At 70.7% G+C, this 20,262-nt stretch carries 20 protein-coding genes and 2 pseudogenes; 18 read left to right on the forward strand and 4 right to left on the reverse strand.

Annotated elements, in window-relative coordinates; genetic code table 11:
• The 5 genes and pseudogenes from ACTHJJ_RS10630 to ACTHJJ_RS10650 form a co-directional block, all read left to right on the forward strand.
• Nucleotides 1-285, forward strand: a pseudogene (locus tag ACTHJJ_RS10630) (ABC transporter permease); the annotation flags it as partial.
• Nucleotides 278-1,135, forward strand: coding sequence for an ABC transporter permease (locus ACTHJJ_RS10635; protein WP_440302914.1), 858 nt, complete (start codon nucleotides 278-280; stop codon nucleotides 1,133-1,135). The pseudogene ACTHJJ_RS10630 and the gene ACTHJJ_RS10635, both read left to right, overlap by 8 nt.
• Nucleotides 1,132-2,094: an ABC transporter ATP-binding protein gene (locus ACTHJJ_RS10640; RefSeq protein WP_440302915.1), complete on the forward strand. Its 963-nt coding sequence runs from the start codon at nucleotides 1,132-1,134 to the stop codon at nucleotides 2,092-2,094. The genes ACTHJJ_RS10635 and ACTHJJ_RS10640 overlap by 4 nt, the downstream gene beginning before the upstream one ends.
• Nucleotides 2,095-2,149: 55 nt before the next feature.
• A complete protein-coding gene (locus tag ACTHJJ_RS10645) occupies nucleotides 2,150-3,328 on the forward strand; it encodes an LCP family protein (protein WP_440302916.1) in 1,179 nt (392 codons plus the stop codon).
• Entirely contained in the window at nucleotides 3,325-3,828 is a 504-nt protein-coding gene (locus ACTHJJ_RS10650; RefSeq protein WP_440302917.1) for an amino-acid N-acetyltransferase, read from the forward strand. The genes ACTHJJ_RS10645 and ACTHJJ_RS10650 overlap by 4 nt, the downstream gene beginning before the upstream one ends.
• Before the next feature lie 131 nt (nucleotides 3,829-3,959).
• Here ACTHJJ_RS10650 and ACTHJJ_RS10655 read toward each other — a convergent pair whose 3' ends face one another.
• On the reverse strand, nucleotides 3,960-6,584 hold the full coding sequence (locus ACTHJJ_RS10655) for an ATP-dependent Clp protease ATP-binding subunit (protein WP_440302918.1): 2,625 nt from the start codon (nucleotides 6,582-6,584) through the stop codon (nucleotides 3,960-3,962).
• Nucleotides 6,585-6,879: 295 nt separating this feature from the next.
• Here ACTHJJ_RS10655 and ACTHJJ_RS10660 point away from each other — a divergent pair, with 295 nt between their 5' ends.
• Entirely contained in the window at nucleotides 6,880-7,632 is a 753-nt protein-coding gene (locus ACTHJJ_RS10660; RefSeq protein WP_440302919.1) for an SAM-dependent methyltransferase, read from the forward strand.
• Nucleotides 7,629-8,108, forward strand: coding sequence for a nucleoside deaminase (locus ACTHJJ_RS10665; RefSeq protein ID WP_440302920.1), 480 nt, complete (start codon nucleotides 7,629-7,631; stop codon nucleotides 8,106-8,108). Before ACTHJJ_RS10660 ends, ACTHJJ_RS10665 begins: the two co-directional genes overlap by 4 nt.
• Before the next feature lie 81 nt (nucleotides 8,109-8,189).
• On the opposite strand, the gene ACTHJJ_RS10670 is transcribed toward ACTHJJ_RS10665, so the two are convergent.
• Nucleotides 8,190-9,602: an alpha-hydroxy-acid oxidizing protein gene (locus ACTHJJ_RS10670; RefSeq protein WP_440302921.1), complete on the reverse strand. Its 1,413-nt coding sequence runs from the start codon at nucleotides 9,600-9,602 to the stop codon at nucleotides 8,190-8,192.
• Between the two features lie 17 nt (nucleotides 9,603-9,619).
• Nucleotides 9,620-10,405, reverse strand: coding sequence for a maleylpyruvate isomerase N-terminal domain-containing protein (locus ACTHJJ_RS10675; protein ID WP_440302922.1), 786 nt, complete (start codon nucleotides 10,403-10,405; stop codon nucleotides 9,620-9,622).
• 126 nt (nucleotides 10,406-10,531) lie between these two features.
• Between ACTHJJ_RS10675 and ACTHJJ_RS10680 the strand changes: the two genes are divergently transcribed.
• The 5 genes and pseudogenes from ACTHJJ_RS10680 to ACTHJJ_RS10700 form a co-directional block, all read left to right on the forward strand.
• Nucleotides 10,532-11,482: a proline dehydrogenase family protein gene (locus tag ACTHJJ_RS10680; RefSeq protein ID WP_440302923.1), complete on the forward strand. Its 951-nt coding sequence runs from the start codon at nucleotides 10,532-10,534 to the stop codon at nucleotides 11,480-11,482.
• 3 nt (nucleotides 11,483-11,485) lie between these two features.
• Nucleotides 11,486-12,292, forward strand: a complete 807-nt coding sequence (proC, locus tag ACTHJJ_RS10685) for a pyrroline-5-carboxylate reductase (protein WP_440302924.1) — start codon at nucleotides 11,486-11,488, stop codon at nucleotides 12,290-12,292.
• A gap of 14 nt (nucleotides 12,293-12,306) precedes the next feature.
• Nucleotides 12,307-12,810, forward strand: coding sequence for a GNAT family N-acetyltransferase (locus tag ACTHJJ_RS10690; RefSeq protein WP_440302925.1), 504 nt, complete (start codon nucleotides 12,307-12,309; stop codon nucleotides 12,808-12,810).
• 107 nt (nucleotides 12,811-12,917) lie between these two features.
• On the forward strand, nucleotides 12,918-13,400 hold the full coding sequence (locus ACTHJJ_RS10695; protein ID WP_440302926.1) for an adenosine-specific kinase: 483 nt from the start codon (nucleotides 12,918-12,920) through the stop codon (nucleotides 13,398-13,400).
• A 69-nt stretch (nucleotides 13,401-13,469) separates the two neighbouring features.
• Nucleotides 13,470-13,886: pseudogene (locus ACTHJJ_RS10700) on the forward strand (N-acetyltransferase family protein); the annotation flags it as partial.
• Nucleotides 13,887-14,062: 176 nt separating this feature from the next.
• Here the strand turns inward: ACTHJJ_RS10700 and ACTHJJ_RS10705 are convergent.
• Nucleotides 14,063-14,731, reverse strand: coding sequence for a potassium channel family protein (locus tag ACTHJJ_RS10705; RefSeq protein ID WP_440302927.1), 669 nt, complete (start codon nucleotides 14,729-14,731; stop codon nucleotides 14,063-14,065).
• Nucleotides 14,732-14,775: 44 nt separating this feature from the next.
• Between ACTHJJ_RS10705 and ACTHJJ_RS10710 the strand changes: the two genes are divergently transcribed.
• The 6 genes from ACTHJJ_RS10710 to ACTHJJ_RS10735 all read left to right on the forward strand — a co-directional run bounded on the left by ACTHJJ_RS10710 (nucleotide 14,776) and on the right by ACTHJJ_RS10735 (nucleotide 20,126).
• On the forward strand, nucleotides 14,776-15,972 hold the full coding sequence (locus tag ACTHJJ_RS10710) for an acetoin utilization protein AcuC (RefSeq protein WP_440302928.1): 1,197 nt from the start codon (nucleotides 14,776-14,778) through the stop codon (nucleotides 15,970-15,972).
• A 56-nt stretch (nucleotides 15,973-16,028) separates the two neighbouring features.
• A complete protein-coding gene (locus tag ACTHJJ_RS10715) occupies nucleotides 16,029-16,526 on the forward strand; it encodes an FABP family protein (protein ID WP_440302929.1) in 498 nt (165 codons plus the stop codon).
• Between the two features lie 63 nt (nucleotides 16,527-16,589).
• The gene (gene ygfZ, locus ACTHJJ_RS10720) at nucleotides 16,590-17,636 is read left to right on the forward strand and encodes a CAF17-like 4Fe-4S cluster assembly/insertion protein YgfZ (RefSeq protein ID WP_440302933.1); all 1,047 of its coding nucleotides are present in this window, start codon (nucleotides 16,590-16,592) and stop codon (nucleotides 17,634-17,636) included.
• A gap of 126 nt (nucleotides 17,637-17,762) precedes the next feature.
• Nucleotides 17,763-18,605: a 3-keto-5-aminohexanoate cleavage protein gene (locus ACTHJJ_RS10725; RefSeq protein WP_440302930.1), complete on the forward strand. Its 843-nt coding sequence runs from the start codon at nucleotides 17,763-17,765 to the stop codon at nucleotides 18,603-18,605.
• 137 nt (nucleotides 18,606-18,742) lie between these two features.
• Entirely contained in the window at nucleotides 18,743-19,198 is a 456-nt protein-coding gene (locus ACTHJJ_RS10730; RefSeq protein ID WP_440302931.1) for a helix-turn-helix domain-containing protein, read from the forward strand.
• Between the two features lies 1 nt (nucleotide 19,199).
• Complete coding sequence (locus ACTHJJ_RS10735; RefSeq protein WP_440302932.1) at nucleotides 19,200-20,126, forward strand: hypothetical protein; 927 nt, start codon at nucleotides 19,200-19,202, stop codon at nucleotides 20,124-20,126.
• The last annotated feature ends 136 nt before the right edge of the window (nucleotides 20,127-20,262 follow it).

A 20,262-nucleotide genomic window follows, 5' to 3' on the forward strand; every position in this document is an offset into this window, starting at 1 on the left:
ATCGAGGTCCGCGGGATCCAGCTCGTCTGGATGATCGTCTCCGGACTGTTCTGCGGCCTCTACCTGCCGGTGCCGTGGTTCCCGGGGTGGCTGCAGACGATCGCCGACTGGTCCCCGTGGCCGGCCATGCTCCAGCACCCGCTCGACATCCTCAGCGGACGCGTGGTCGGCGCCGACGTCGGGCTCGCCCTCGTCAACCAGGTCGTATGGGCGGTCGTGCTGCTCGGCGTGGGGCAGGCCGTGCTGCAGGCCGGCCGCCGGCACCTGGAGGTGCAGGGTGGCTGACCGGCTCTGGGCTCGCCCCTCGTCCCGACGCTCCGTCCGGCGGTCGCTCGCCGACCGGTTCCGGCCGTACCGCGTCATCCTCATGGCGCGGGCACGGTCCCAGCTGCAGTACCGCACGTCGTTCGTCACCGACATCCTCGGCACCATCGGCGTGGGGCTCACCGAGCTCGCCGAGGTGTGGATCATCTTCCACAACGTCAAGATCCTCGGTGGCCTCGACTTCACGGCTGCCCTGCTCGTCTTCGCCCTGTCGAACATCGCCTTCTCGCTCGCGGACATGATCGTCGGGCATCTCGACACGCTGCCGACCTACATCCGGATGGGGCAGGTCGATGCGTTCTACGTCCGCCCGCTGCCGCTGCTGACCCAGTTCATGACCAGCGACATCTCGCTGCGTCGAGTCGGCCGGCTCACCGTGGCGGTCGTGGCCCTCGCCGTCGCGCTCTCGTCAGCCGACGTGCGCTGGTCCGCGGCGACGGTCGCCCTCATCGTGCTCACCATCGTCAGCGGCACCGCCATCTTCTCCGCGCTGTTCACGGCTGCGGGTGGGCTGCAGTTCTTCTTCGTCGACGGCGCCGAGTTCACGAACAGCATGACCTACGGCGGCTCCTATGCCGCCCAGCAGAGTCAGCGCGTCTTCCCCGACCCGCTGCGGATCCTCTGGACCTTCGTCATCCCGACCGCGTTCGTCGCCTACCTGCCGACTCTGGCGATCCTCGACCTGCCGGGCGACCGGCTCGGGCCGGCGTGGCTGGCCTGGTGCTCGCCGCTCGCGGCACTCGTCGCCTGGGCCGCCGCAGTCGGGTGCTGGCGAGCCGGGACACGTCACTACCAAGGAGCAGGCGGATGAACACTGCGCTGGGCAGCGCTCCCTCCGGACCCATCGTCGAGGCGGTCGACCTCGTCCGGGACTTCAAGCGGACGCGGGCGGTCGACCACATGACCTTCAGGATCGAGGCCGGTGAGTCGGTCGGCTACATCGGCGCGAACGGCGCCGGCAAGTCGACGACGATCAAGATGCTGACGGGCATCCTCCAGGCGACCTCGGGACGAGTCCGCACCTGCGGGATGGACCCGATGCGTCAGCGTGTGGAGGTGGCGCGCCGCATCGGCGTCGTCTTCGGGCAGCGCTCCCAGCTGTGGTGGGACCTTCCCCTGCACGAGTCCTTCACGATCCTCGCCGCGATCCACCGGCTCGACCCGGTCACCGCTCGGCAGCGGACCGACCTGCTCGTGGAGCAGCTCGAGATGGGGCCCCAGCTGCCCACGCCCGTCAGGTCCCTCTCCCTCGGCCAGCGCATGCGGGCCGAGATCGCGGCCGCCCTGCTCCACGCGCCCGAGCTGCTCATCCTCGACGAGCCCACGATCGGTCTCGACGTCCTGTCGAAGCAACGGCTCCGGGAGTTCCTCCTCGAGGAGCGGCGCCAGCGCGGCACCACCCTGCTGCTCACGACCCACGACATGGGTGACATCGAGCGGCTCTGCAACCGCGTCCTCGTCGTCGACCAGGGCCGTCTCGCCTTCGACGGCACCCTCGCCGGTCTCGCCGGCACCGTCGGTGCGCGGCGGGTGCTCGTGATCGACCTGGCGGAACCGGCCGACGAGCTAAGCGGCATACCCCATACCTCGTTGCTGGGAGCTGAAGGGGACGGCCTGCGCCAGCGACTCGCGTTCGACGCGAGCGCGACGACCGCGGCGGCGGTCCTCGGGGAGGTGTCCGCGCGCGCCCAGGTGCGTGACCTCGCGATCGAGGAGCCGGACATCGAGGACGTCGTGCGTCGTATCTATGCGGCGTCGCGGCGCGGCTAGGGCTCTGATCTCGCCGGTTCGGCGGATCGTGCGGCTCTCATCTAGCGTGGCCCCCGTGAATTCCTTGCCGCGCCCCCTCGGCCGACTCATCGCCGGAACCGCGGCGCTCGCGCTCCTCACCGCCTGCACGTCGGGGTCTCCGGCGACGCCCGCCACGAGCAGCGCTGCGTCCTCCGGCTCGTCCGGCCCCTCGACGACGGCGGGCTCGCCGATCGAAGGTGCCCCGGCCGAGCTTGCGGCCCTCGTGCGGCGCATCTACTCGGGTGAGGACCTCGGCAGCGGTGCCTCCAAGACAGCCGGGGCCGCCCTCAAGGGGCGCAAACCGGCGAACGTGCCGGTCACCGGCACGGCGACCACCGGCACCTGGAAGGGAGCCCGGGTCGCGGTCGTCACCGTCGGCGACGACGTGACCCTCGCGGTCGCCGCGCCCTCGGCCAAGTGGCGGGTCGTCGGTGGCTGGTGGCCCTCGCTCAGCGTCAAGGAGCCGTCCCTCGGGTCCGGTCCCCGCTGGGTCGTCGCCCTCGGTTCGGACGCGCGGCCCGGGCAGCAGCTCGACCGGACCCGCGCCGACACGATCCAGGTCGTGGGCACGGACGGCAACGGCGGAGCGGGGGTCATGGGCATGGCCCGCGACCTCTGGGTGCCGCTCAGCACCGGTGGCAAGGGCAAGATCAACGCCGCCATGGCCCTTGGCGGTGCGGAGGCGCAGCTGAAGACGGTGCGCTCCGCGACCGGGCTGCCCATCGAGGGGTATGTCCTGATCGGGTTCACCGGGTTCAAGAAGGTCGTCGACGAGCAGGGCGGCATTCCCATCGTCATCCCCAAGGCGGTCAACGCCTCCCACGCGAAGATGGTCATCAAGAAGGGACCGCAGACGCTGACCGGCGCGCAGGCTCTCGCCTACGCCCGCGAACGCAAGACCCTGCCGGACGGGGACTTCGGCAGGTCCCGCCACCAGGGCGAGCTGATGCTGGCCGCCGCCGTCAAGGCCAAGCTCGCCGGGCCCGCCGCCATCCCCAGCGCCATGACGACGGTGAGCAAGTACGCCAAGACCGACCTCGACGCCGAGCAGATGCTCACGTTCGTCGCCCGGTTCTACAAGGTCGACCCGAGGAAGGCCGGCCGCGGCGTCGCCCAAGGTGCCTTCGGCTGGGCGAGCGGTCAGTCGATCGTCGTCCTCGGCTCGCAGGCCCGGCATCTCTTCGCGGACTTCAAGGACGGGAACCTCTCGTGAGCGCGGGTCCCGTGATCCGCCGCGCCCGCACGGGCGACATCCGGGGCATCCGCAGGCTCGTCGCACCGCTCGCCGAGAAGCGCGTGCTCGTCGCCAAGGACGCGGTGACGTACTACGAGGGGGTGCAGGAGTTCCGGGTCGCGGACGACGACGGCGCGATCGTCGGCTGTGGGGCGCTGCACGTGATGTGGGAGGACCTCGCCGAGATCCGCACCCTCGCGGTCGCCGAGAGCCAGCTCGGGTCGGGCCTGGGCGGCCGGATCCTCGAGGCGCTCGTCGAGGACGCACGTGAGCTCGGGGTGCGGCGGCTGTTCTGCCTCACCTTCGAGACGCGCTTCTTCACCCGGCACGGCTTCGAGCCGATCGAGGGGCAGGCCGTGACTGCGGACGTCTACGCCGAGCTGCTCCGTTCCTATGACGAGGGCGTGGCGGAGTTCCTCGACCTCGAGCGCGTCAAGCCGAACACCCTCGGCAACACGAGGATGCTCCGCACGCTCTGACGCGGCGCGGCTGCTCGACAGACGGCGGCCCAGTCGCTCGACGCGGCCCGGACGGCGCAGGTGCCGAGGACGGCGAAGGGGGCCGAGGGCGGATGTCCTCGGCCCCCGTCGGGTGCCCCGGGGTGGTCGGCTCAGGCCGAGTCGCGCCCGGTCCGCGGCACCCGCTCCGTGCCGGCCCCGCCGGTGGTGTCGTGGGTCGCGTCCGGCGTCGACTCCGTGAGCCCGGCCAGGGCCTCGTCGAGCGCCGCGTCGCCGAGCTCGGCCAGGTCGTCGGCGGGCCGGTGAGCCGGCCTCGCCTCGGGCGAGAAGGTGAACTTCTCGTCCTTGCCCTCGCCGTCGGTGTCGACGAGCACGTGCTGTCCGGAGGTGAACTCGGCGTAGAGGATCTTCTCGGACAGGGCGTCCTCGATCTCGCGCTGGATCGTCCGGCGCAGCGGCCGGGCACCCAGCACGGGGTCGTAGCCCTTCTTGGCGAGCAGGTCCTTGGCCGCGGGCGTGAGCTCGATGCCCATGTCCTTGTCCTTGAGCCGCTTGTCGAGCTTGGCGATCTCGAGGTCGACGATCTGCGTGATCTCGTCCTTGGTGAGGTGCGGGAACACGATGATGTCGTCGACGCGGTTGAGGAACTCCGGCCGGAAGTGCTGCTTGAGCTCGTCCGTCACCTTCGCCTTCATCCGCTCGTAGTCCGAGAGTGTGTCCGGCCCGGCGGAGAAGCCCATCGACGCCTTGGAGGCATCACGCGTGCCGAGGTTGGTCGTCATGATGATGACCGTGTTCTTGAAGTCGACCATCCGACCCTGCGAGTCGGTCAGGCGGCCGTCCTCGAGAACCTGCAGCAGCGAGTTGAAGATCTCCGGGTGGGCCTTCTCGACCTCGTCGAAGAGGACGACCGAGAACGGCTTGCGGCGGACCTTCTCCGTCAGCTGGCCACCCTCCTCGTAGCCGACGTAGCCGGGCGGGCTACCGAACAGCCGCGAGACGGTGTGCTTCTCGGAGTACTCGGACATGTCGAGCTGGATGAGCGCGTCCTCGCTGCCGAAGAGGAACTCGGCGAGCGTCTTGGCGAGCTCGGTCTTGCCGACACCGGTCGGGCCGGCGAAGATGAACGACCCACCCGGGCGGTGCGGGTCCTTGAGGCCGGCGCGCGTGCGGCGGATCGCCTGCGAGAGGGCCCCGACCGCCTCGTTCATGCCGACGATCCGCTTGTGCAGCTCGTCCTCCATGTGGAGCAGCCGCGACGACTCCTCCTCGGTCAGCTTGAAGACGGGGATGCCGGTGCTCGCCGCGAGGACCTCCGCGATCAGCTCCTCGTCGACCTCGGCGACGACGTCCATGTCACCCGTCTTCCACTGGGCCTCACGGGACGCCTTCTCGGCGCGCAGCTTCTTCTCCTCGTCGCGCACCCGCGCGGCGCGCTCGAAGTCCTGCCCGTCGATCGCCGACTCCTTCTCGCGCACGAGCGCGGCGATCTTCTCATCGAACTCGCGCAGGTCCGGCGGCGCCGTCATCCGTCGGATGCGCAGCCGCGCGCCCGCCTCGTCGATGAGGTCGATCGCCTTGTCCGGCAGGTAGCGGTCGTTGACGTAGCGGTCGGCCATGTTGGCCGCCGCGACGAGCGCCCCGTCGGTGATCGTGACGCGGTGGTGCGCCTCGTAGCGGTCACGCAGGCCCTTGAGGATCTCGATCGCATGCGGCAGCGTCGGCTCCTGGACCTGGATGGGCTGGAAGCGCCGCTCGAGCGCCGAGTCCTTCTCGATGTGCTTGCGGTACTCGTCGAGGGTCGTCGCACCGATCGTCTGCAGCTCGCCACGGGCGAGCATCGGCTTGAGGATCGACGCGGCGTCGATGGCGCCCTCGGCCGCACCCGCACCGACGAGCGTGTGGATCTCGTCGATGAAGATGATGATGTCGCCGCGGGTGCGGATCTCCTTGAGGACCTTCTTCAGGCGCTCCTCGAAGTCACCGCGGTAGCGGGAGCCGGCCACCAGCGACCCCAGGTCGAGGGTGTAGAGCTGCTTGTCCTTCAGCGTCTCGGGCACCTCGCCCTTGACGATGTCCTGGGCCAGTCCCTCGACGACGGCGGTCTTGCCGACGCCGGGCTCGCCGATGAGGACGGGGTTGTTCTTGGTGCGGCGGGACAGCACCTGCATGACCCGCTCGATCTCTTTCTCACGGCCGATCACCGGGTCGAGCTTGCCCTCGCGTGCGGCCTGCGTGAGATTTCTGCCGAACTGGTCGAGCACGAGCGACCCGGCAGGGGTGCCCTCGCCCGTCGCCTGGCCGACGCCGGCACCGGCCTTCTCGCCCGAGCCGGTGCCCTGGTAGCCCGACAGGAGCTGGATGACCTGCTGGCGCACCTTGTTCAGCTCCGCGCCCAGCTTGACGAGGACCTGGGCGGCGACGCCCTCGCCCTCGCGGATCAGGCCGAGCAGGATGTGCTCGGTCCCGATGTAGCTGTGGCCGAGCTGCAGTGCCTCACGCAGGGAGTACTCGAGGACCTTCTTGGCCCGCGGTGTGAAGGGGATGTGTCCGGTCGGGGCCTGCTGCCCCTGGCCGATGATCTCCTGGACCTGTGCCCGAACCCCCTCGAGGCTGATGTCGAGGGACTCGAGTGCCTTCGCGGCGACGCCTTCGCCTTCGTGGATCAGACCCAGGAGGATGTGCTCGGTCCCGATGTAGTTGTGGTTGAGCAGGCGCGCCTCTTCCTGCGCCAGCACGACCACCCTCCGGGCCCGGTCGGTGAACCGTTCAAACATGCTTTGCTCCTGACTGATCGAGACAATCTCGATGCTATCTGTGCCGCCACGTGTGCGGCTCACTCCACCAAACGCGACCTCTGTCGATCCTGTTCCCTTGGAACGGCCGAGACACGCATGCGGGTTCGTCGTTACGCCGACAGCAGAACGCGCGGTTCTCGAGGCGCTTTCGCCCACCCCGCCCCGTATGCCGCCGAGCGGGCCAGGGCGCGTCGGCTGAGCGGCATACGAGCTGGGTGGGAGCGGCGCCACCAACCCACTCGACCCGCGAGCGGAAGTCCGCGAGGATCAGGGCATGCCAGCCCTCGACCACCTGAGCAAGGCCGAGTTCCCGCGGTCGGCGGCCTACGACGCCAAGTGGCTCGTCGACCTCGACATGGGACCGCACCCGCTCTGGCTGCTCGAGGACCTGGCGCAGGACCTCGACCTGCGCCCGGAGATGCGCGTCCTCGACCTCGGCTCCGGCCTGGGGGCGACCTCGGTGTTCCTCGCCAAGGAGTTCGGCGTGCGGGTCGTCGCGGCCGACCTCTGGGTCGACCCCACCGAGGCGGGGCAGGTGTTCCGCGAGGCCGGCGTCGACGACCGCGTCCTGCCGATGCGGGTGGACGCCCATCGCCTGCCCTTCGGGCGGCAGTCGTTCGACGCGATCGTCAGCATCGACGCCTGGGAGTACTTCGGCACGGGCGACCACTACCCGCCCTACATCGCCGCCTACCTCCGGTCCGGCGGGCAGCTCGGCGTCGCCACGCCGGCCCTGACCAGCGAGGTGCGCGAGCTCGGCGAGATCCCCGAGCACATCGACAAGGTGGTCGGCGCGGAGACGGCCGGCTGGCACACGGTGGACTGGCTCCGCAGCCAGTGGGAGTTCAGCCGCGCGTTCCGCGAGGTGACCGCGCGGACCCAGCCCGACGGCTCCGCGAACTGGCTCCTCTGGGAGCGGGCGGTCATGGAGCTCAAGGGCCGGATGACCTCGCCGACCCAGCAGATGCTCGAGCAGGACGGAGGCGCGTTCATCACGTTCGCGCTCGTGACAGGGAGGGTGGCGTGACGATCACGGAGACGGACTTGGGACATCTGCGGCGCGCGGTCGAGCTGGCTCGGCTCGCGCTGGAGCGCGGTGACGAGCCGTTCGGGTCGGTGCTCGTCTCTGGCGCGGGGCGCGAGCTCTTCGAGGACCACAACCACGTGGTCGAGCGGGACCACACCCACCACCCAGAGCTCGCGATCGCACGGTGGGCCGGCTGGCACCTGAGTCCCGAGGAGCGGGCCGCGGCGACCGTGTACACCTCGGGTGAGCACTGCCCGATGTGCGCCGCCGCTCACGGCTGGGTCGGGCTCGGCCGGATCGTGTATGCCGTGAGCTCGGCCCAGCTGGGCGAGTGGCGGACCGCATGGGGTTTCGGGCCGTCGCCCGTGGCCGCCCTGTCGATCCAGCAGGTTGTGCCGGACGCGGTCGTGGAGGGACCGGTGGCGGAGCTCGAGGCCGAGGTCAAGGGCCTGCACGAGGCCTTCGCCCGGGCTTAACTTCGCCGTGGCGCGGTTGGGGCGGCGCTGGCTGGCGGTAGGCCCCCTTAACTTCGCCGTGGGGCGGTTGGGGCGGAGGGGTCAGTAGCCCCGGCGGGGGCGGACGAGGTCCGGGGTGATGTCGGCGATGGTCCGGCAGCCCGTGAGCGCCATCGTCAGGTCGAGCTCCGCCCGGATGTTGCGCAGCACTTCGGACACCCCAGCGTCTCCGGCGAGGGCGAGACCGTACACATGCGGCCGCCCGACTGCGACCGCTGACGCGCCCAGCGCCAGGGCCACGATGGCATCGGCACCGGTCCGCACGCCGCTGTCGAAAACGACCGGCACATCGGGGGCGTGGTCGCGCACGACGGTGACCACGTCGACGAGAGCATCGAGCGCCGCGACGGACCGGTCGACCTGGCGACCCCCGTGGTTGGAGACCCAGATGCCGTCGACTCCCTCGTCGAGCGCCCGGCGGGCGTCGTCGGCCCGCAGGACGCCCTTGAGCACGATCGGCAGCTTGGTCAGCTCACGCAGCCGAGGCAGGTCGGCCCAGGACAGGTTGGGTCGGGAGAACACGTCGAGGAAGGTCTCGACCGCGGCCCGGGGTTCCGGTGCGCGCAGATTCTCGCGAGTCGAGCCCGGGTAGTGCCGGCTGATCGACAGGAGTGTGCCGAGCGCGCGAGGGGTCGGCCGAGGCTCCTGCGCTCCAGCCTCCGTCGAGGCCGGTGTCGTGCCCTCTCGTCCCGGAGTTTGTGACCGGTCGACCGCCACTTTGTGACCGGTCGACGGGAGAGAGGGGGAGGCGGGGGAGGGGGAGGACGGGGCGGCGGCACCCGTGCGGAGGCGCTCGGCGACGAGGCGTCGGAAGACCGGGTCGGACGTGTACTGCGCGATGCCCTCGCCGCGGGCGAACGGCAGATGGCCCAGGTCGAGGTCCCGGGGCCGCCAACCCAGATGGACCGTGTCCAGGGTGACGACGATCGCCTCACTGCCACAGGCCTCGGCCCGGGAGACGAGGCTCGCGACGAGGTCGTCGTCGCTGCTCCAGTAGAGCTGGAACCAGTGGCCCGAGCCAGCCAGCTGCCGGGCGACGTCCTCCATCGGCACAGACGCCTGGCTGCTGAGCACCATGGTCACGTCCTGGTCCCTCGCTCCCCGGGCGGCGGCGAGGTCGGCATCGGGATGCACCGCGGAGAGGGCACCGATCGGGGCGACCAGGAGGGGGCTCGTGTGGCGCCGCGCGAACAGCTGTACCCCCGCATCGCGCTCGCTCGCGTCGCGGAGCATGCGCGGCAGCACCTCCCAGCAGTCGAACGCGGCCCGGTTCGCCCGCGCCGCCGACTCCGACCCCGCGGACCCCGCGACGTAGGCGAAGGCCCGACGGGACATCGCCCGTTCCGCCGCACCCTCGAGTCGCGTCCCGTCGGTCGGAACCCGAGGTCGGTGCCCGAGGGCGCCCGCCCGGTAGATCGCGGACTGCACGGTCCGGCCGAACCCGCTGAGCGGCATACCGTCTCCTCTGATCGTCAGCCCCAGGTCACCGTCATGACCTCGCGCCACCACACCTCCTGCGGACTCGCCCCAACGGTGCGGTTCCAGAGCGAGAGGTACACCTCGACGGGAGGCCCGGTCACCACGTGGTCGGCGGTGGGAAGCGAGTCGGTCAACACATCGACCCGTCGAGTCGTCGCCGGCTCGTCCGGGGACAGGGTCACGTGCCAGGCGACGGCGGAGGCGTCGGGGCGGACCAGCAGCGTCGCCGGGGTCGGCGCGTGCACCGCCTGCCGGCCCGGACGGGGGACGAACCCCATCAACAGCTCGTCGATCCCGTCGAGGGCGAACGGGTTGCGGACCCACGTCTCCTCGTGGGCAGGGGGACGGCCGAGCCGGGCGCCCAGTGCGTCGACCGCGTGGATCGTGGTCTCGTGCGCCTGCCGCCTGGCCCAGAAGACGCGCGCCGGCGGTGCATCGGCCAGGAAGACCCGTGCGTCCAGGTCCTCCGGCGCGTCGACGAGGGCCTGGAGCAGCGCCGTGGCACCCGTGTCGAACCAGCCGAGCAGGTCACCCGCCTCACGGCCCTCGGTCTCGTGGCCGGCCGGGTCGACCCCCCGCCGGCCGCGCAGGTGGTCGGTGGCCCAGCGGTGGACCATCCCGGTGTGGCTCACCAGGTCGAGCACGGTCCAGTCCGGGCAGGTCGGTACGTGCCCGTCCAGAGGGGCGGCCGCGGCGTTGGCGCGCAGGACCGTCGCGGCCTGCCCGATCGCGTGGCCGTAGTCGTCGAACGTCAGCAGGTGGAAGGGCTCCGTCGCCATGCCGAGAGTCTGCCGCACCATGGGACGCCCGTGTCGCACGTGTCGGCGGTCCTCATCCTCGGCGGTAGATTTGCCCGGTGCGGCCGCAGCCTGGCCGCTTCACCTGTTTCATCGACGGAGGTCACCGTGGACGCCAGCGACCTGCTGCGCAACTCACTCCTACAGCTCTCGAAGTCCGATCGGGTGCGGGACGTCATCGAGAAGGCGCCGGTGTCACGCTCGGTGGTGCGGCGGTTCGTGGCCGGGGCGACGACCGACGAGGCAGTGTCGGCGGCGGCGGAGCTCGATGCGACCGGGCGTCGCACGACGATCGACTACCTCGGCGAGGACACCCTCGACGCGGAGCAGGCGAAGCACACGCGGGACGCCTACGTGACGATCCTCAAGGCGCTGCGCGAACAGGGCCTGACCCAGGAGGGCAAGGCCGAGGTCTCGCTCAAGCTGAGCGCTCTCGGGCAGGCGTTGCCCGGCGACGGTGACAAGGTCGCGCTCGAGTACGCCCGGGAGATCTGCTCGCTCGCCCAGGAAGCCGAGACGACGGTGACCCTCGACATGGAGGACCACACCACGACCGACCGCACCCTCGAGGCGCTCCGCGAGCTGCGCCAGGACTTCCCGTTCGTCGGCGCGGTGCTCCAGGCCTACCTGCACCGGACCGAGGCCGACTGCCGCGACCTCGCCACGGCTGGCTCCCGCGTCCGGCTCTGCAAGGGCGCCTACAAGGAGCCGGAGTCGGTCGCCTACCAGTCCGGCGCCGAGGTCGACAAGTCCTACGTCCGGTGCCTCAAGGTCCTCATGCAGGGCGAGGGCTACCCGATGGTGGCGAGCCACGACCCCCGGCTCGTCGAGATCGCCGGGGCGCTCGCGGCCCAGTCCGGCCGGGCTCCCGGCTCGTTCGAGTACCAGATGCTCTTCGGCATCCGGCCCGAGGAGCAGAAGCGCATCGCCGACCGCGGCGACCGGATGCGCGTCTACATCCCCTACGGCGAGGAGTGGTACGGCTACCTCATGCGTCGCATGGCCGAGAAGCCGGCCAACGTCGCGTTCTTCCTGCGCGGTCTCGCGACGAAGGGCTGAGCCGTGGGCACGACGGCGATCTTCGGTGCGGGGGTCATGGGCGAGACGCTCCTGTCCGGCCTGCTCCGCGCGGGACGCGACGGAGCCGACATCATCATCACCGAGCGCAACCCGCAGCGGGCCGAGGCCCTCGCGGAGCGGTATGGCGTCCGCGTCCTGGGCAACGTCGAGGCGGCCCGGGCCGCCGACACGCTCGTCCTCGTCGTCAAGCCCCAGGACATGACCGCCCTGGTCGAGGAGATCCGCGACCACGTCGTGCCCGGCAACACCGTCGTGTCGCTCGCGGCTGGCATCACGACCGAGCGGCTGGAGTCGCTGCTGCCCGACGGCTCGTCGGTCGTCCGGGTCATTCCGAACACGCCGGCCCGGGTCGATCAGGGCATGTCGGCGATCGCGCCCGGCAGGCACTGCACGGAGGCCCACCTCGCCGAGGCCGAGCGGATGCTGTCGTCGTGCGGCAAGGTGATCCGTCTCGAGGAGAGGCACCTCGACGCCGTGACGGCCATCTCCGGCAGCGGGCCGGCCTACATCTTCTACGTCGTCGAGGCGATGATCGAGGCCGGCGTCGTGCTCGGCCTGCCACGGGGGACCTCGACCGAGCTCGTGGTGCAGACCCTCTACGGGGCGGCCACGATGCTGCGTGAGACGGCGACGCACCCGACCGTGCTGCGCGAGGAGGTCTCCTCGCCGGGTGGCACCACGGTGGCCGCCCTCAGGCAGCTCGACGACCACAAGGTGCGGGCCGCCTTCATCACCGCGATGGAGGCCGCCGCCGCGCGGTCGCGAGAGTTGGCATCGGGACAGGTCTGAGCCAGAGTTGCCCCATGGCAGCCGAGCGCCTGCACCTGCATCCCGTTCTCCCGGACGACTGGGAGAGCCACCGCGACATCCGGCTCGAGATGCTCCAGGACGCGCCCGATGCCTTCTGGTTCACCTATGCCGACGAAGCCGTCTTCGAGGAGGCGGACTGGCGTGACCAGATCGAGGGTGCGTGGCTCGTGCAGGCGCGTGACGACCAGGGCGTGCTCGGCAGCGCTGGCCTGGGCACCCATTGGGAGCTCGCACGGGCCACCACCGCCACCCTCTTCGGGATGTACGTCTCGCCCCGGGGCCGGGGACTCGGGGTCGGCGAGGCGCTCGTCCGCGCGGTCCTCGACGAGGCCCGCCGGCGTGGCAAGGACCACGTCGTGCTCGAGGTCGCGCACTCGAACGCCCCCGCCATCGCCCTCTACGAGCGGTGCGGCTTCGTCCCGACCGGGCTGACCCATCCGCACCCGCGCAACGCGGAGCTGCACGAGCTGGAGATGCGCGTCGACCTCTCCGCCTAGGGGATCGTAGCCAGCCGGCGCCCGGGGGTCGGTGAACGGGAGCCGGCTGGGCGGCATACCCCTCGTGTGCCTCGACAGCGTCGCTGCCGCTGAGGAAGTGTGGGCGCATGGAACTGCTCACCGTGCCCGTCGACAAGCCCGCCGACCTCAACGTCATCCTCGGCCAGAGCCACTTCATCAAGACCGTCGATGACCTCCACGAGGTGCTGGTCGGCACGAGCCCGCACCTGAGGTTCGGCCTCGCGTTCTGCGAGGCGTCGGGGGCGCGCCTGGTGCGGCACTCCGGCAACGACCCGGAGCTCGTGGAGCTCGCGACGAGCAACGCCCTCGCCATCGGCGCCGGTCACAGCTTCATCGTGTTCCTCCGCGACGGCTTCCCCGTCAACGTCTTGAACCAGGTCAAGAACGTGCCCGAGGTGTGCCGGATCTTCTGCGCGACGGCGAACCCGCTCGACGTCCTGGTCGCCGTCACCGACCGCGGTCGCGGCATCGTCGGCGTCATCGACGGGGAGCCGCCGCTCGGCATCGAGACAAATGCGGACATCGCGGACCGCAGGCAGCTTCTCCGCACGATCGGGTACAAGCTCTGAGGGATTGGTCACCCACCGTTCGCCGCCCCGCGGTCGCCGGTGGTCGGTGGTTCATGCCAAGGTGTCTCCATGAGCGAACTCACCGTGCGTTCCCTGACGGAAGACGACTGGGAGGCCTACCGAGCCGTCCGCCTCGAGGCGCTGCGGGAGTCGCCGGAGGCGTTCGTCGGCACCTTCGAGGAGGAGTCGACCTTTGACGAGGCCGTCTGGCGTGAGCGGATGAAGCGGTCCGTGCGCCTCGTCGCGGAGCAGGACGGCAAGCCGGTCGGCGTGGTGAGCGTGGGCCGTGCGAAGACCACCGACGAGGGCCAGGCCGGCGAGATCTTCGGTCTCTGGGTCACCCCCGAGCGGCGAGGTTCCGGCGTGGCGACCGCGCTCGTGCGGCGCGGTGCCGCCGAGGCCAAGGAAGCCGGACACACCCACGTCGTCTACTGGGTCGGCACCGAGAATGGCCGCGCCGTCGCCTTCGCCAGCGGCATGGGCTTCCGCCCAACCGACTTCCGTCGCCCGATGCGCGTCAGCAGCGCCGAGGACGGCGAGGAGGAAGCGGCGATGGTGCTGCCGCTCGGCGAGGACAAGGGTTCCTACCCGCACTTCTTACAGGTACCGTATGCCGCCCACCTCGCTTCCGGCGTCCCGGTCGCGGGTGGGCGGTCGGCTTTTCAGGGCCGGGCGGCGAACCGCTCGATGAGCTCGATCGGGCCGCTCACCACGAGGACGTGGTGGGCCGAGACCTTGGTGCTCGGCACGGCGTGCGTGAAGTCCTCGCCCGGTGCCTTGACGCCGACGACGGTGACGCCGTACTTCTTGCGGATCTGGGCCTGCTCGAGCGTGAACCCGATCGTCTCGGCCGGGGGCTTGAGCTTGACGATCGCGTAGTCGTCGTCGAACTGGATGTAGTCGAGCAGCCGACCGTTGACGAGGTGGGCGACGCGCCGCCCCGAGTCGGCCTCGGGCGAGATGACGTGGTGGACGCCGATGCGGTCGAGGATCCGCTTGTGCTCCGGCGACAGGGCCTTGGCCCAGATGGAGGGGACGCCCGCATCGACGAGGTTGGCCGCCGCGAGGACCGACGACTCGACCGACGAGCCGATCCCGACGATGGCGATCTTGATGCCGGCGTTGCTCACCATCTCGATGGCGTTCGCCTGTGCCATGTCCGCGTGGACGACCTTTGCGACCTTGTTGACGTAGGTCTCCGCGAGCGCGTTGTCCCGCTCGACCGCGATGACACGGGTGCCGAGCCGCGTCAGCTCGAGGGCGACAGCCGAGCCGAAGCGCCCGAGCCCGATGACCATGACGTCATCGTCGAAGAGGCGGTTGCGCGCCATGGGGTCCTCCGTGGGCAGGTGTGTGAAGAGGTAGCGTCTCCATCATGCCAACCCAGGCACGGGTCATCTGGGACCCCTCCTTCACGAAGTACGACTTCGGGCCGACCCACCCGATGGCCCCGATCCGGCTCGACCTGACGGCCCGGCTCTGCGAGGCGCTCGGCGTGTTCGACAACGAGGGAGTAGAGGTGGTGGGGGCCGAGCCGGCACCCGACGACGTGCTGGCCCGAGTGCACGACTCCGCCTACATCGCGGCGGTCCGCCGGGCGTCCCAGGACCCGAAGGCGGCGAACACGTCATACGGGCTTGGCACGGAGGACGACCCCGCCTACTCCGGCATGCACGACGCGAGCGCGCGCATCGCGGCCGGGACGATCGAGGTGTGCCGGGCGGTCTGGGAGGGCGAGGCCGAGCACGGGGTCAACTTCTGCGGTGGGATGCACCATGCGATGCGCGACCGGGCCTCCGGCTTCTGCATCTACAACGACATCGCCCTCGGCATCGACTGGCTGCTCGAGCACGGCGCGGAGCGGGTCGCGTATGTCGACGTCGACGTGCACCACGGCGACGGGGTCGAGCGGATCTTCTGGGAGGACCCCCGCGTCCTGACGATCTCCCTGCACGAGACGGGCCGGGCCCTCTTCCCCGGCACCGGGTGGCCGTCTGACGTCGGAGGGGTGGAGGCGACGGGGACCGCCGTCAACGTCTCGCTGCCGCCCGGGCTCGGTGACGCCGGGTGGCTGCGCGCGCTGCACGCCACGGCCATGCCGCTTGTGCGCGCGTTCCGGCCGGACGTCCTCGTCACCCAGCACGGGTGTGACACCCACGCCGAGGACCCCCTCGCCCACTTCGCGATCAGCGTCGACGCCCAGCGGTCCGCCGCCGACGCCCTGCACCGGCTCGCCCACGAGGTGTGCGGCGGCAAGTGGGTCGCCGTCGGCGGAGGCGGCTACGAGGTCGTCGACGTCGTGCCCCGCACGTGGACCCACCTGACCGCGATCGCAGCGCACGCGCCGATCAAGCCGTCGACGCCGGTGCCCCAGGGATGGCGCGACTACGTGCAGCAGGTGTCGGGTCGGCCCGGGCCAGCCCGGATGGGGGACCTCACGACCGAGGACGGCCCGGTCTGGTGGCGGTCCTGGGACATGGGCTACGACCCGAACGACGCTGTCGACCGGGCCGTGATGGCAACCCGGCAGGCGGTGTTCCCGCTGCACGGGCTGGACGTCTACTTCGACTGAGCCCTCGCGCGAAGGACCGGTCGGGGGGCCTCCGGGGGAACGGCTACGATCGGCGCATGTTCCATCTGGACGTGGACATTCCCGAGGCCATCCGCCCGCTCGCATGGCTCCTCGGCCACTGGGAGGGCGCGGGAGTCGTCGGCTACCCGACGATCGAGTCCGCCCACTTCGGGCAGGAGATCGACGTCACCCACGACGGGCGCGGGTTCCTCAAGTGGGAGAGCCGCGCCTGGATCCTCGACTCGGAAAGCGGACAGAAGGTCCGCCCGGCCGCGGTCGAGTCCGGCTTCTGGCGACCCCAGGAGAACGGTGAGGTCGAGCTGCTCCTCGTGCACCCGACCGGCATCGTCGAGATGTACGTCGGCACGATGGAGCCGGCCAAGATCCAGCTGCGCACCGACGCCGTGGTCCGCTCGCCGCACGCCAAGGAGTACACGGGAGCGACCCGGTTGTACGGCCTCGTCGAGTCGCAGCTGATGTGGGTCATGGACATGGCGGCCGCCGGCCAGCCACTGCAGAGCCACGTCTCTGCGACCCTCAAGCGGGTGGAATGACCCGCTTGCGCCCCTCGTTCCACCAATGTGAGTGATTCCGTGACCGAGACGACTGGCCCCGACGTGACGAACCCCGACACGGAGGCAGCCGCGCCCAAGGCGCCGAGCCCGCTGCTGGGCCTGCCGGGCGCGGTGGCCGGCGAGGGGCCGACGGCGTCGGTCGCGGTCCACTACGGCGACCCGATGCGTGAGCAGCGCCTCCTCGAGGAGGGCCTCGCCGTGGTCGACCTCTCGCACCGCGACGTCCTCACCGTCACAGGCCCCGAGCGGCTCAGCTGGCTGCACTCGCTCACCACGCAGCACCTGCTCGGCCTGCCGCCCCGGGAGTCGCGCGAGGCGCTGATCCTCACCCCGAAGGGCAAGGTCGAGCACTCCCTCCACCTGGTCGACGACGGCGAGACGACGTGGATCACGACGGAGCCCGGGGCCGGCCCAGCCCTGGCGGACTGGCTCGACAAGATGCGCTTCATGCTGCGCGTCGAGGTCGCCGACGTCACCGAGCAGTGGGCCGTGCTCGGTGAGCCGCACGGGGCCGAGTCCGCCGCCGGAGAGCCCCTCGCCTGGCGGGATCCCTGGCCCGGCCTCGTCGGGGACACCGTGGCCTACGGCCCCGAGGAGGGCCACCCCGGCGCCGACTGGCACTGGCGCGAGGTCCTCGTGCAACGCGCGAATCTTCTTGCTGCCACAGAGGATCGGCCCCTAGCCGGTCTGTGGGCGCTCGAAGCGCTCCGCATCGCCGCGTGGCGCCCCCAGCTCGGGCACGAGACGGACCACCGCACGATCGTCCACGAGGTCGACTGGCTCCGCACCGCGGTCCACCTGCACAAGGGCTGCTACCGCGGCCAGGAGACCGTCGCCCGCGTCCACAACCTCGGCCGCCCACCTCGGCGACTGGTCTTCCTCCACCTCGACGGATCCGGTCACACCCTCCCGGCGGAGGGCGCCGAGGTGTATGCCGCTGACCGGGCAGTCGGTCACGTGACCTCCGTGGGCCGTCACCACGTCGACGGGCCGATCGCGCTCGCGATCATCAAGCGCAACACCGACCCGCACGCCGACCTGCTCGTCGACGGCATCAGCGCGGCCCAGACGGTCATTGTCGCCCCCTGATCGCCCGTCGGCACCCCTTCCCGGTCTTCGCGAACGGTCCGCTCGAGGTCGAACGCGTCGGTATGCCGTCCCGCTCGCTCATCAACACCGGGTTCGCTGCGCGAACCGGACTGGCAGGATGGCGCCATGAGCACCGCTGCCACGCTGATCACGGTCGCGCCCACGGGCGCCGAGACCGCCAAGGCCGACTTCCCGGCCCTCCCCACGACACCCGAGGAGCTGGTCGAGACGGCGGTCGCCTGTGAGGGCGCCGGCGCCGGGCTCATCCACATCCACGTGCGCGACAAGGAGCACCAGCCGACCCTCGACCCCGTCTTCCTGCGCGAGGCCGTCGCGGCGGTCCGGGAGGCGACCGACCTTGTCGTGCAGCTCTCGACCGGCGGGGCGGTGACGGACCCGCTCGAGGCCCGGCTCACGGTCCTCGACGCAGACCCCGACTCGTGCTCGCTCACCTGCGGCACGACCAACTTCGGGGACGGCGTCTTCCTCAACCCCTGGGGCTTCATGGTCGACCTCTACCGGCAGGCCCAGGAGCGCGAGGTCGTGCCGGAGTTCGAGATCTTCGAGCTCGGCCACGTCCACGCCTTGCGCCGCCTCATCGAGCAGTGCGGTCTGCCGTATGGCGGCAAGGTGCACGTCGACTTCGTCATGGGCGTCCCCGGGGCGATGCCCGGCACGCCGCAGACGCTCATGGCGGGCCTGGACCTGCTTCCCCCGGAGACCACCAGCTGGTCCGCGACCGGGATCGGCCGGTCGCACCTGCCCATCGTCGCCGCGGCCCTGGCTGCCGGCGGCCACCTCCGCGTCGGCATGGAGGACAACCTGATGTTCGCCAAGGGCCAGCCGGTAGGCCACAACCGTGAGCTGGTCGCCCGAGCCGCCGAGGTGGCGACGCTGATGCAGCGCCCGCCGATGTCGACGACAGAGGCGCGAGCCATGCTCGGGATCAAGGACCGCCGCAGCCGGTGAACCCGGCCGGCGGTCGGGTGCCAGTGCGAGCGGGGGCCGGATGAGCGGCATACAGCCGGGGCGCGGCCGAGGCGTGTGGCTGGCCTCACGCTAACCAAAGTTTGCATTCTGCTTGCTGCAGTTAGCATACTGGTGGCGTGAGCAAGCTCCCGCTACCCGACCTCGGGGCGTACCTGCGCGAACAGCGCGAGAACGCCCAGTTGTCGCTGCGGCAGCTGGCGGAGCTCGCCGGTGTCTCCAACCCCTACCTCTCGCAGATCGAGCGGGGGCTGAAGAGGCCCAGCGCCGAGATCCTCCAGCAGATCGCGCGTGCACTTCAGGTGTCCGCGGAGTCGCTCTACGTCCGCGCCGGCATCCTCGATGAGCGGGTCTCGGACCCGGTGGCCGCGGCGGACGTCCTCTCAGCCATCGCGGCCGACCCGGTCCTCACCGAGCGTCAGCGCGCGCTGCTCGTCGAGCTCTATCTCTCCTTCGTCGGCCACGCCGCCGGGGAGGAGCCCCAGACCACCAGCCGGACGCTACGTGGCGCCGCCACGCAGGGTCGGCGCATGTCGCGCGGGGGAGTGTCCGACGCGACAACCAAGGAGGAATGAGATGGCACTAGGCAAGAAGCTCGTCAGCGCGGTCAAGCAGGCTCAGAAGCAGGCGGAGGCCACGGTCGCCGAGGTCCGGGGGGTTCTCGACGCGCGGCTGTCCGACGCGAACGTCGACCCGGTCCCGTTCTACGCCGTCATCGGCGCCGCGAACCGCGCAGTCGACACGATCAAGCACGCGGGCGAGCAGCTCGAGGCGGTGCGCAAGCAGGCCAACGCCGCGGATCTTCGCGAGGGCGCGCGCAACGAGGCGGCCGAGCTGCAGCGGGAGCTGCAGAAGCGGATCGCCGACCTGCAGATCCGTGCAGCGGAGATGCAGAAGATCGCCGGTCAGCTCGCCGAGAAGGTCCTGGCCCGTGCGCAGGACCTCCCCGCCCAGGTCATGAACCAGGGCCTCGTCCTCGCGAGCAACGCCAAGGACCAGTACGACGCTGCCGCCGACCGGGGTGAGCGTGTCGTCTCGGAGATGAGGAGCCACGCCGACCAGGCGACCGACGAGGCCGCCGCAGCCGCGGAGGCCCTCGCCACACCGCCGACCAGTGAGGCCGTTCCCGCGCCGACCGGTAGGGCCGTTCCCACCCCGCCGAGCGAGACCACTGTGGCGCCGACCGGCGGGGCCGTTCCGGCGCCGACCGGGGAGGCCATCGCCACGCCGACGGGCGAGGTCCCGGCCACCGTCGTCGACGCGGATGACGACCTGACCCAGACCGTCGCCGAGGCGGTCCAGGACGAGGCCGAGGAGCTCAAGGAACAGCTCCAGGGATCCGCCAGCGCCCTTGACGAGGCCGCCAGCCCGGAGGCGCCGGCCGCGAAGAAGGCGCCGGCCAAGAAGGCGACACCGCGCACGGTGAAGGCGGCCACGAAGAAGTCGGCCGCCACGAAGTCGACGGCGGCCAAGTCGACCGCCAAGAAGTCCACGACCAAGTAGGCGTAGTCCACCTCGAACGAGTGAGATCTCGCCCCGAGCAGGGGGGGCGCCCCCCAAACAGGGGGGGGGCGCAGGGAGAAAAAAGGGAAGGGTTGTTAAAAATCTTTTTTAATTTTTATTAATATTTCCAAATTTA

It is taken from the genome of Intrasporangium sp., from assembly GCF_051961875.1.
GTDB lineage: Bacteria > Actinomycetota > Actinomycetes > Actinomycetales > Dermatophilaceae > Intrasporangium_A.

Bases quoted from the DNA above. Each gene is read 5' to 3' on its own strand.
- ACTHJJ_RS10715 (WP_440302929.1), top strand. From the start codon at position 16,029: ATGTTCCATCTGGACGTGGACATTCCCGAGGCCATCCGCCCGCTCGCA.
- ACTHJJ_RS10640 (WP_440302915.1), top strand. From the start codon at position 1,132: ATGAACACTGCGCTGGGCAGCGCTCCCTCCGGACCCATCGTCGAGGCG.
- ACTHJJ_RS10670 (WP_440302921.1), bottom strand. From the start codon at position 9,602: ATGCCGCTCAGCGGGTTCGGCCGGACCGTGCAGTCCGCGATCTACCGG.
- ACTHJJ_RS10705 (WP_440302927.1), bottom strand. From the start codon at position 14,731: ATGGCGCGCAACCGCCTCTTCGACGATGACGTCATGGTCATCGGGCTC.
- ACTHJJ_RS10725 (WP_440302930.1), top strand. From the start codon at position 17,763: ATGAGCACCGCTGCCACGCTGATCACGGTCGCGCCCACGGGCGCCGAG.
- ACTHJJ_RS10690 (WP_440302925.1), top strand. From the start codon at position 12,307: ATGGCAGCCGAGCGCCTGCACCTGCATCCCGTTCTCCCGGACGACTGG.
- ACTHJJ_RS10735 (WP_440302932.1), top strand. From the start codon at position 19,200: ATGGCACTAGGCAAGAAGCTCGTCAGCGCGGTCAAGCAGGCTCAGAAG.
- ACTHJJ_RS10675 (WP_440302922.1), bottom strand. From the start codon at position 10,405: ATGGCGACGGAGCCCTTCCACCTGCTGACGTTCGACGACTACGGCCAC.
- ACTHJJ_RS10655 (WP_440302918.1), bottom strand. From the start codon at position 6,584: ATGTTTGAACGGTTCACCGACCGGGCCCGGAGGGTGGTCGTGCTGGCG.
- ACTHJJ_RS10695 (WP_440302926.1), top strand. From the start codon at position 12,918: ATGGAACTGCTCACCGTGCCCGTCGACAAGCCCGCCGACCTCAACGTC.
- ACTHJJ_RS10660 (WP_440302919.1), top strand. From the start codon at position 6,880: ATGCCAGCCCTCGACCACCTGAGCAAGGCCGAGTTCCCGCGGTCGGCG.
- ACTHJJ_RS10710 (WP_440302928.1), top strand. From the start codon at position 14,776: ATGCCAACCCAGGCACGGGTCATCTGGGACCCCTCCTTCACGAAGTAC.